At 30.4% G+C, this 2941-nt stretch carries 3 protein-coding genes; all 3 read left to right on the forward strand.

Annotated elements, in window-relative coordinates; genetic code table 11:
• The coding region (locus LS69_RS10625; RefSeq protein ID WP_238699301.1) for a DUF5675 family protein at positions 1–1983 on the forward strand (1983 nt) is incomplete at its 5' end.
• A complete protein-coding gene (locus LS69_RS09825) occupies positions 1980–2672 on the forward strand; it encodes a hypothetical protein (RefSeq protein ID WP_138124594.1) in 693 nt (230 codons plus the stop codon). The genes LS69_RS10625 and LS69_RS09825, both read left to right, overlap by 4 nt.
• Before the next feature lie 86 nt (positions 2673–2758).
• A partial coding sequence (locus LS69_RS09830; protein ID WP_138124597.1) for a hypothetical protein occupies positions 2759–2941 on the forward strand: 183 nt, incomplete at its 3' end.

Here is a 2941-nt window from a genome sequence, read left to right on the forward strand (position 1 = left end):
GGCAACATCACCAAAACCATTATCACAGATATATCACAATTGAATGATATAGCAGAAGAAGAGATTTGTTGGGCTTTTAAGATAGTAAGTGAGAGTTATCACGGGAAATTTACAAAAACAGGGAGATTAAAGAAAAGAACAAAAGATAAGGGAGAACCATTCCCATTGATAGGAAAAACCATTAAATATAATAAAGACTTAAAACAAGGCTTTAGTGAGGAAACAAAGGAATATCAAGACATTAAAAAGATTCCCTTTCAAACTATACAAGAGAATCATATAGAATTACAAGAAAAAGGCTTAAGCATAAAAGTTGCTCTTAAAAGTTTATTTGATGAGAAGACCTTAAATAATCTAGTAGGTAAAAACATCATCTTCTTTGCTTATGATTCAAGTATAGGAATTAATAAAAGCACAGATTCCAAACAAAATGCTTATTGCATTTATGATAAACAAAACAATAATGTCTTAAAAGATAAAGTAACCTCCATAGAATTAAAGATATTAAAAACTAGATTTGCCTTAGACTTTGATGGAAAAACCTTAAGTCTTTTAGAAAATGAAAGAATCTTAAAGGAATGGGAAGCTAGAAGTGGAATGCCAATAGAACCTATTAATGCCAATCAAGAATCTAAAAGAAATAGATTTAAGATACAAGATTCTAACACCAATAAGTTTTATTATTATGATGATGAAACCAATAAAGAGCCAAACGATAGAATCCATACACAAGATTCTACAAAACCTACTCAAGAGGGAGTATATCCTATCAAGATTACCTATAATCCTAATGAATTAAACTTACAAGGTATCCAATGTGATTTTAAAAAGGAATTATGCCATCTATTTCAACACTTACAACTCAAAGAGGATTCCACACACTTACAGCAAGAAAAAGATTCCATAATCCCTTTAAGAATCCAATACCAAAAAAGAATCTTAATTGTTATAGAGAGGTTTAAACAAACTACAGAATCTACAAAAGCAAGAATGAATATTTATTTAGATAATAAAAGAGTAGATAGCAATGGCAATCTCATAGGAGAGAAAACAAAACAATATGAATATTATAATCCAAACAACCTATCAAAAAGCAATCCTTATGCCTATATCTTAGAAAGAAATGGACCTGATAGTATAGGAGGAGAACTTAAGCTTAGAATCCCTAGTGGGAGGTATAATGTCGTATGGAAGAATAGTTCGAAATTTGGTGAAGTATTAAATCTTAAAAATGATTTTGTAGGAGCAGAGAGGGCAATCCTTATTCATAATGGAAAAACTCCAAAGCATTCCGCTGGTTGTTTGTTGATTGGGGATAAAATTGCGTTAAATATCATAAACGGCGAGACAATGAGGGAAATTTTAGCAAATTTATTAAAGAATAACACTATTAATAACGATGAACAAGATATAAAAGAATTTATCGCAAGAGATGTAGAAGTAAGGATAATCAATAAGTTTAAGGAAGAAAGCAAAAAAATAGAGCAGAAGAACGAAAGGCTTTATACCTTAGATGATGCAAAAGAAGCTTTAAAGATTATTTATCATAAATATGGGGAAGAAATGGCAAGAATTATTGAAAAAATGTATAGAAGCGAAACAGCACATTTTGATTCAGGACAATATAAACATACAGGAACAGGTGGTATGGAAGCATTTGGCAATGCTCCCTATTATGGTTGGGATAGTAAATTCTTTGACCAAAATCCAAACTATAAACCAATAGGAATATGGTCGGCTTATGAAGGTAGGGGATTAAGTGAGCAAGGAGGAAACGCTCAAGTTAAAGATAGAGAGAAGCAATTTATAGTAATGCCTTCAGTTTTAGCAGGAATGGAATATAAAGCTTATTATATCAATAAGCATAATGGAAATTGGGCGAGATGGCACTCAGTGCAAACGCAAGCACAAGAAGCATATAAAAAAGCTATTGAGCCGATTAAAGCCCGAATAGTTGATGAAATTGTAGGAGATAAAAAATGAAAAGAATCTTTATGGTTTTTATATTATCTTTAACTTCGACTTTTGCTCAGAATCCCAAAGAAACAAGAATCTATTTTTCTGAAAATCTTACACAACCAAATCCGCAATGCGTAGAGATTTTTACTAAAATTGCAAAAACGAGCAATTATGAATTTGAAACTTATAGAGGGGATAAAAATATACAATGGCTAAAGGAATATATCTCATTTGAATTTGATACTTGGAATAATGATAAGATTCTAGTAAAACTATTTTTTGATTGGGGAGATAAAAACAACAAAGAATTTCAGGGCACAGGCACTATCACTTGGTTTGAATATGATATAAAGACGCAAACACTTAAAGATAATATGCAAGAGAAAGAATTGGTTATAAATCAGAATCTAGCAAATAAATTCAATGACTGCTTGAAATATTGTAATTTTGCTCAAACTTCAGCTTTACAAAATCAATATAAGTATTTAAATGTAGATTTTCTAATGCGAAATGAAATCATTGGTGCAAATTCAAAAGAAAGAGCTTACTTTTATTCTGCTCCCGATGAAAAGTGTAAAATCAATGATTTATTTTTAATTCCAAAAGATAAAATCAATCTCTTGCAAAATAAAGGAGAATTTAGCTTTGTTGCCTATAAGCGTCAAAATGGCGAATTTATTAAGCTATGGATTAAGAGCGATAGAGTAAGATGAAACAATACTTACTATTTTTCATTGCTTTAGCTTTTGCAAATGATTTTAATTTGAGTGATGAATTTTATAAAAATAAAGGGGGAACTATGCAGTCGTTATATCTAATTCCGGATACTGAAAAGAGCTATCTTGTTAAAGATTATAGAGAAAAATTAAGAGGCGACACTCTTAAACTCAAAGGCAACCTTAGAATCTCTTGGGCTTTTGATATAAATTATAATAAAAACATTGATTTAATCTTTTTTCCTGAAGAGAATCCCTATCTTAAT

Source organism: Helicobacter sp. MIT 05-5294 (assembly GCF_000765675.1).
Taxonomy (GTDB): Bacteria; Campylobacterota; Campylobacteria; order Campylobacterales; family Helicobacteraceae; genus Helicobacter_D.